General features: G+C 75.0%; 6 protein-coding genes. 5 read left to right on the top strand and 1 reads right to left on the bottom strand.

Annotation, left to right across the window (positions count from 1 at the left end):
- Window positions 1-73 precede the first annotated feature (73 nt).
- The gene (locus ACFWEK_RS17985; RefSeq protein ID WP_079570841.1) at window positions 74-574 is read right to left on the bottom strand and encodes an inorganic diphosphatase; all 501 of its coding nucleotides are present in this window, start codon (window positions 572-574) and stop codon (window positions 74-76) included.
- 239 nt (window positions 575-813) lie between these two features.
- On the opposite strand from ACFWEK_RS17985, the gene dacB reads away from it, so the two are divergent.
- The 5 genes from dacB to ACFWEK_RS17960 all read left to right on the top strand — a co-directional run.
- Window positions 814-2,226, top strand: a complete 1,413-nt coding sequence (gene dacB / locus ACFWEK_RS17980; protein WP_430554910.1) for a D-alanyl-D-alanine carboxypeptidase/D-alanyl-D-alanine-endopeptidase — start codon at window positions 814-816, stop codon at window positions 2,224-2,226.
- A gap of 46 nt (window positions 2,227-2,272) precedes the next feature.
- A complete protein-coding gene (locus ACFWEK_RS17975) occupies window positions 2,273-3,370 on the top strand; it encodes a zinc-dependent metalloprotease (protein WP_430554909.1) in 1,098 nt (365 codons plus the stop codon).
- 18 nt (window positions 3,371-3,388) lie between these two features.
- The gene (gene tilS, locus ACFWEK_RS17970) at window positions 3,389-4,567 is read left to right on the top strand and encodes a tRNA lysidine(34) synthetase TilS (RefSeq protein ID WP_430554908.1); all 1,179 of its coding nucleotides are present in this window, start codon (window positions 3,389-3,391) and stop codon (window positions 4,565-4,567) included.
- Window positions 4,568-4,569: 2 nt separating this feature from the next.
- Window positions 4,570-5,121, top strand: a complete 552-nt coding sequence (hpt, locus tag ACFWEK_RS17965) for a hypoxanthine phosphoribosyltransferase (protein WP_429766771.1) — start codon at window positions 4,570-4,572, stop codon at window positions 5,119-5,121.
- Between the two features lie 113 nt (window positions 5,122-5,234).
- Window positions 5,235-5,860, top strand: a 626-nt coding sequence (locus ACFWEK_RS17960) for an ATP-dependent metallopeptidase FtsH/Yme1/Tma family protein (RefSeq protein WP_430554907.1), incomplete at its 3' end; no start/stop codon positions are given.

The raw sequence follows: 5,860 nt of genomic DNA, 5'->3' as shown, positions 1-5,860 counted from the left end.
AGCGAGAGCGTGGTCGACTTGCCCGCGCCGTTCCTCCCCCGGTGGGGTGCGGCGCCGTCGCGGGGCCGGGTGGTCAGTGACCGTCGTAGTAGCCGGTGTCCTTGGCGCGCTGGAAGGAGCGCTCGATCTCGGCCTCGGCGTCGGAGCGGCCCACCCAGTGGGCGCCCTCGACGGACTTGCCGGGCTCGAGGTCCTTGTAGACCTCGAAGAAGTGCTGGATCTCCAGGCGGTGGAAGTCGGAGACGTCGTCGATGTCCTGCCGCCACGCGGCGCGCTGGTCACCGAGCGGCACGCAGAGCACCTTGTCGTCGCCGCCGGCCTCGTCGCGCATGCGGAACATGCCGAGCGCGCGGCAGCGGATCAGGCAGCCGGGGAACGTGGGCTCCTCCAGCAGCACGAGCGCGTCCAGCGGGTCGCCGTCCTCGCCGAGGGTGCCCTCGATGAACCCGTAGTCGTCCGGGTAGCGGGTCGAGGTGAAGAGCATGCGGTCGAGGCGGATGCGACCGGTCTCGTGGTCGACCTCGTACTTGTTCCGCTGGCCCTTCGGGATCTCGATCGTGACGTCGAACTCCACTGTTCCTCCATGCTCGGGACGTGCTCGGGGAGATGCTTCGGACATGCTCGCTGCGGGCATGCTCGGTGCGGACGCCCTGTCAAAGTGTGCCATGCGCGGGCGCGCCCGCCCGGTCCGGTGCGGCGGCGTCGAACCGCGGACGGACGTGGGAAGATACGCACGGAGCGCGCCACGGGGTCCGGGCTGTGACGATGCTCACGGACGGCTCACGGACAGCTCACGGGGCGCGGGAGGACGACATGGGGTGGCGGGCCAGCGTCGGCGCCACCGTCACGACAGTGGTCGCGCTCTTCGGCGGCTATCTCGTGGCGGACGCCCTCGACGTCGTCCCGGGCATGCTCACCACCGCGCCCCCGCCCGCACCGGCGGCCCCGTTCCCGACGGCGCCCGGCGCCACCACCGGCCCGACCCCCGAGCGCTCGTTGCCCGACCTGCCCTCCGACGCGCCGGAGCCCGCGGCGTCCGCCGTCGGCAGGCTCGTCACCGGGCTGACGAAGGACGACCGCCTGGGCAAGCGGGTGGGCGCCGTCGTCGTCGACGCCGCGTCCGGCGAGACGCTCGGCGCGGCCGCCCCGGACCGGCCGATGATCCCCGCCTCGACGCAGAAGCTCTTCACGGCCGTGGCCGCGCTCGCCGGCCCGGGCGGCGACACGACGCTCCCGACGACGGCGGTGCTCGACGACGAGACACGCCTCGTGCTGGTGGGCGGCGGCGACATGATGCTCGCGGCCGGTTCCGGCGACCCCGACGCGGTGAACGGCCGTGCGGGCCTGGGCGACCTCGCGGACCAGGTGGCCGCGCAGGTGCTGGACGCCGGGCAGGACACGGTGACCCTCGGCCTGGACGACTCGCTGTTCTCGGGCCCGCCCGTGCCCGCCGACGTGCCCGCCGCGGACGTCAGGGACGGCTACACCGCCCCGGTGGCCGCCCTCGCCGTCGACGTCGCACGCACCACGGACGAGGAGTACGCACCGCGCGAGAAGGATCCGGCGTTGGCGGCCGCGCGCACGTTCGCGAAGGCGTTGGAGAAGCGGGGCGTCGCCGTGCGCGGCGAGGTCTCCCGCGAGGAGGCGTCGTCGTCGGCCCGCGAGGTCGGCCGGGTGGAGTCCGCGCCGCTGCGCGACGTCGTCGGCGACATGCTGCGCCGCTCGGACAACACCATCACGGAGGTCGTGGGCCGCATCGTGGCGCTCGACGCCGGCGAGCCGGGCACCGGCACGGCCGCGATCCAGGCCGTGACCGCGCAGGTCGAGGAGCTCGGCGTCGACATGGACGGCGCCAGGCTCGTCGACCTGTCCGGGCTGGGCCGCGGGTCCCGGGCGACGCCCGGCCAGCTCGCCGCGGTGCTGACCCTCGCCGTCGACCCGGACCACCCCGCGCTGCGCGACGTCGCCGACGGCCTCGCCGTCGCGGGCCTGAACGGCACCCTGCACGACCGCTACCCGACGTCGAACCCCGGCCGCGGCTACGTCAACGGCAAGACGGGGAGCCTGCCGAAGGTCACGGGCCTGGCCGGCACCGTCGTCACGGCCGACGACCGGCTCCTGGTGTTCGTGACGCTCGCGGACAAGGTGCCCGAGGGCGGTTCCGCCGGCGCGCGGGTGATCTTCGACAACTTCGCGGGGAAGCTCGCCGACTGCGGCTGCCGGTAGGCCCGGTCGACGCCGGCGGTTCGCCGGCGATGGTTACCGTGGTCCCGTGACCACGCCAGCCCCCGCCGCCGAGCCCCTGCTGGACTGGACGGCGGCGGCCCAGATCGCCGGGCGGCTCGCGCGCCCGGGCGCCACGGCTCCCCGCGACGACCTCGACGCCCTGGTCGCCGGGCTGCGCTCCGCGGCCGGGGACGCCGTCGGGCACGTGCTGGAGGTCACCGGCATGACGCCCGCGGCGCCCCGCGCGGAGGGCGTGCTCGGCGACGTGCACGTGGTGGACCGGGCCGGCTGGGCCCGCGCCAACGCGCAGTCGATGCGGGCCATGACCGACCCCGTGATGGCGGTGCTGGCCGGGCAGATGCCGGCCACGTCGTCGGCGGTGCGGCTGGCCGGGGCGGCGGAGGTCGGAGGCCTGCTCGCGCTGCTCTCGGGCCGCGTGCTCGGGCAGTTCGACCCGTATGGCGCCGGCCACGCCCCCGGCCACGGCCGGCTGCTCCTCGTGGCGCCCAACGTGCTGCAGGTCGAGCGGGCGCTCGGGCTGCGCCCCCGGGACTTCCGGCTGTGGGTGTGCCTGCACGAGCAGACGCACGCCCTCCAGTTCGCCGCGGCGCCGTGGCTCGCCGACCACCTGGTGGGGCGCGTCGGCGACCTGATGAGCGGCGTCACCCGCGGCTCGGTCGCGATGGCGCACGCCCCGCTGCGGGAGAAGGCCGCGGTGGTCGGCCGCACCGTCCTGCGGGCGGTGCGCGGCGAGCTCGTCACCCCGCTCGACGGCATCCTCGGCCCCGAGCAGCGGCGCGAGCTCGAGGAGATCACCGCCGTCATGGCCCTGCTCGAGGGGCACGCCGACGTGATGATGGACGCCGTCGGCCCGCGCGTCGTGCGCTCCGTGCGCACCATCCGCGCCCGGTTCGAGAAGCGGCGCGACGGCGAGGGGGCGCCCGCGCTGGACGTCGTGCTGCGGCGCGTGCTCGGCATGGACGCCAAGCTCGCGCAGTACCGCGACGGCGCAACGTTCGTGCGGGCCGTCGAGGAGCGGGTCGGGCGGGACGGGCTCAACGCCGTCTGGTCGGGGCCCGGGTTCCTGCCGTCCGCCCGCGAGATCGCCGACCCGCGCGCCTGGGTCCGTCGCGTGCACGGCTGACGACGGGCGGACGACGACATGCCCCGCGTCGACCCGGCGCTCGCGGCGGCCCGCGCGGCCGTGCGGGCCGAGCTCGGCGACCTCGCGCGCGACGGCGGGCTGTCGGCGGGCGACCTGGTGCTCGTCGCCTGCTCCGGCGGCGCGGACAGCCTCGCGCTGGCGGCGGCCGCGGCGCTCGAGGGACCGCGCGTGGGCCGTTCGGTGCGCTCGGCGGGGTTCGCGGTGCGGGTCGGGGCGGTCGTCGTGGACCACGGGATGCAGGCGGGCTCGGACGCCGTGGCGGCCACGGCGGCCGCGCGCTGCCGCGACCTCGGCCTCGACCCGGTGCTGGTACGTCGCGTCCGGGTGGGCGCCGGCCCCGGCGCGGCCGGTCCGGAGGCCGCGGCCCGCGACGCCCGGTACGCCGCGCTCGACGGCGTCGCCGAGGAGACCGGGGCCGTCGCCGTCCTGCTCGGCCACACGCTCGACGACCAGGCGGAGTCCGTGCTGCTCGGGCTGGCGCGGGGGAGCGGGGCGCGGTCGCTGGCGGGGATGCCCCGGCGCCGGGGCCGCTACCGCCGGCCGTTCCTCGGCCTGCGCCGCGCACAGACCGAGGCCGTGTGCGCCGCAGTCGGCGTCCACTTCTGGACCGACCCCACCAACCTGATGCCCGACGGCGCGGAGGGCGTCGACGGCGAGAGCGGCGCCGCCGTGCCGGCCCGCACGCGGGTGCGGGCCGCCGTCGTGCCGGTGCTGGAGGACGCGCTGGGGCCGGGCGTCGTCGAGTCGCTCGCGCGCACCGCCGGCCAGCTGCGCGCCGACGCCGACGCGCTCGACGCCCTGGCCGCCGACCTGCTCGCCGCGGCCACCCTTCCCGCCGGCGAGCCGTCAGAGGCCCGGCCCACCGGAGCACGCCAGGTCCCTGGCAGCACCCTGGTGCTCGACGTCGGTCCCCTCGCGGAGGCGCACGCCGCGCTGCGCCGGCGTGCCCTGCGGTCGGCGGCGCTGGCCGTCGGCTGCCCGCCCGGCGCGACGACGGCGCGGCACGTGGACGCCCTCGACGCGCTCGTCGTCTCGTGGCGTGGGCAGGGAGACGTCCACCTGCCGGGCGACGCCCGAGCGCTCCGCGCGTGTGGCAGGCTCTACCTGCGCCCCGCCGAGCCGCACCCCGCCGGGGCGGCGCACCCCCCAGACCCAACCCCGCCCCTCGAGGAGTGACCGTGGACCAGTCGGACGTCGAAGGCGACCTCGCCAACATCCTGCTCACCGAGGAGCAGATCGGCAGCAAGCTCGACGAGATCGCCGCACGGATCGACGCGGACTACGCGGGCCAGGACCTGCTGCTCGTCGGCGTCCTCAAGGGCGCCGTCATGGTGATGGCGGACCTCGCGCGTCGCCTGCACCACCCGGTGCAGATGGACTGGATGGCGGTGTCCTCGTACGGGTCGGGCACCAAGTCCTCCGGCGTCGTGCGCATCCTCAAGGACCTCGACGCCGACCTCACGGGCCGCAACGTGCTCATCGTCGAGGACGTCATCGACTCCGGGCTCACGCTCTCGTGGCTCGTCGCGAACCTGCGGTCCCGCGGCCCGGCGTCGGTGGAGATCGCGACCATGCTCCGCAAGCCCGACGCCGCGAAGGTGGACGTCGACGTGCGCTACGTCGGCTTCGACATCCCGAACGAGTTCGTCGTCGGCTACGGCCTCGACTACGCCGAGAAGTACCGCAACCTGCCGTTCGTCGGCACGCTCGCGCCGCACGTCTACAGCTGACGAGCGCCGTCGCGCCCTGGGCGAACACCCACGGTTCGTCCACACTCGGCGTGTAGCGTCGTGAACCACACGTTGCCCGACGGAAGGGAAGCGGGGAACCGTCCCCGTCGCCGATGAACATCAAGAAGATCCTGAGCGGCCCGATCATCTGGATCGTGGTCGGCCTGCTGCTCGTCTCGCTGGCCTTCAGCGCGTTCAACACCGAGCGGGTGTCGCGGATCGAGACCTCCCAGGGGCTCGAGCTGCTCGCCGGCGACACCGTCGACCACGCCCTCGTCGTGGACGGGGAGCAGCGCGTCGAGCTGGAGCTGAGCGAGAAGTACGTCACCGGCGCGGGCACCGAGAGCGAGCAGGACCACGGCACGAAGGTCGAGTTCTTCTACGTCGAGCCGCAGGGCGACGCCGTCGCGACGGCCGTCGAGAAGGCGGACCCCCCGAAGGGCTTCGACTCCGAGAACCCGCAGCCCAGCTTCTGGAGCTCGATCCTCGGGTTCCTCATCCCGTTCCTGCTCATCGGCGTCGTGTTCTGGTTCATTCTGTCGAGGGCGCAGGGCGGCGGCCGCAACGGCGTCATGGGCTTCGGCAAGTCCAAGGCCAAGCTGATCAGCAAGGACATGCCCCAGGTGACCTTCGCCGACGTCGCGGGCGTGGACGAGGCGGTCGAGGAGCTCCACGAGATCAAGGAGTTCCTCGAGGACCCGGCGAAGTTCCAGGCCGTGGGCGCCAAGATCCCCAAGGG

Origin of the sequence: Isoptericola sp. NPDC060257, from assembly GCF_042726645.1 — a bacterium.
GTDB lineage: Bacteria > Actinomycetota > Actinomycetes > Actinomycetales > Cellulomonadaceae > Isoptericola > Isoptericola nanjingensis.
The sequence above is the reverse complement of the archived record's forward strand: the minus strand, read 5'-3'. Positions and strand labels throughout refer to the sequence as shown.